A 272-nucleotide genomic window follows, 5' to 3' on the forward strand; every position below is an offset into this window, starting at 1 on the left:
TATCTAATCTTGGATGTAATTTAGTGGTAGTCATATGTCGTTATCCTCCTTGAATATACTCATTATTTTTCATATGTTAACATCGTACGGATTGACTCACCCTTATGGAGCAATTCAAATGCCTCATTGATGTCTGTAAAGTTTAAGTGGTGTGTGATAAACGAATCGATATCAATTTTACCATCCATATAATCTTTAACCATTCCTGGAAGCTGCGTTCTACCTTTTACGCCGCCAAAAGCAGAACCACGCCATACTCGACCTGTTACTAA

At 37.1% G+C, this 272-nt stretch carries 1 pseudogene; it reads right to left on the reverse strand.

The features are described 5' to 3' along the window. Nucleotides 1-62: 62 nt before the first annotated feature. Nucleotides 63-272, reverse strand: a pseudogene (locus FOT98_RS31915) (S-(hydroxymethyl)glutathione dehydrogenase); the annotation flags it as partial.

This window comes from Bacillus sp. HY001 (assembly GCF_007558965.1).
In the GTDB taxonomy this organism is placed as follows: domain Bacteria; phylum Bacillota; class Bacilli; order Bacillales; family Bacillaceae_G; genus Bacillus_A; species Bacillus_A mobilis.